Annotated in this window: 1 protein-coding gene; it reads left to right on the forward strand. The window is 46.6% G+C overall.

Annotated elements, in window-relative coordinates; genetic code table 11:
* Positions 1-1060 (forward strand): elongation factor Tu (tuf, locus tag OH459_RS27980; protein ID WP_053051990.1); only part of this gene is annotated, 1060 nt, incomplete at both ends.

Consider the following 1060-nt stretch of genomic DNA (forward strand, 5'->3'; position numbering starts at 1 on the left):
TGTCTAAAGAAAAATTTGAACGTGTAAAACCGCACGTAAACGTTGGTACTATCGGCCACGTTGACCACGGTAAAACTACTCTAACTGCAGCTATCTGTACAACACTTGCTAAAGTATACGGCGGTGCTGCTCGTGACTTCGCATCTATCGATAACGCTCCAGAAGAGCGTGAGCGCGGTATCACAATCGCTACTTCTCACGTAGAGTACGATACTCCAACTCGCCACTACGCGCACGTTGACTGTCCAGGACACGCGGACTACGTTAAGAACATGATCACTGGTGCTGCACAGATGGACGGTGGTATTCTTGTAGTTGCTGCAACTGATGGTCCAATGCCACAAACTCGTGAGCACATCCTACTAGGCCGTCAGGTTGGTATCCCATACATCATCGTATTCATGAACAAATGTGACATGGTTGACGATGAAGAGCTACTAGAACTAGTAGAAATGGAAGTTCGTGAACTTCTATCTGAGTACGACTTCCCAGGTGATGACCTACCAGTTATCCAAGGTTCTGCTCTAGGCGCACTAAACGGCGAAGAGCAATGGGAAGCTAAGATTGTTGAACTAGCAGAAGCGCTAGATTCATACATCCCTGAGCCAGAGCGTGCAGTAGATATGCCATTCCTAATGCCTATCGAAGACGTATTCTCAATCCAAGGTCGTGGTACAGTAGTAACTGGTCGTATCGAACGTGGTATCCTAAACGTAGGTGACGAAGTTGCTATCGTTGGTATCAAAGACACTACTACTACTACATGTACTGGTGTTGAAATGTTCCGTAAGCTTCTTGACGAAGGTCGTGCTGGTGAGAACGTTGGTGCACTTCTACGTGGTACTAAGCGTGATGAAGTTGAACGTGGTCAAGTACTAGCTAAGCCTGGTTCAATCACTCCACACACTAAGTTCGAGTCAGAAGTATACGTACTTTCTAAAGATGAAGGTGGTCGTCACACTCCATTCTTCAAAGGCTACCGTCCACAGTTCTACTTCCGTACAACTGACGTAACTGGTGACATCTCTCTACCAGAAGGCGTAGAAATGGTAATGCCAGG

Origin of the sequence: Vibrio sp. MM46 (genome assembly GCF_027587135.1) — a bacterium.
Taxonomy (GTDB): Bacteria; Pseudomonadota; Gammaproteobacteria; order Enterobacterales; family Vibrionaceae; genus Vibrio; species Vibrio harveyi.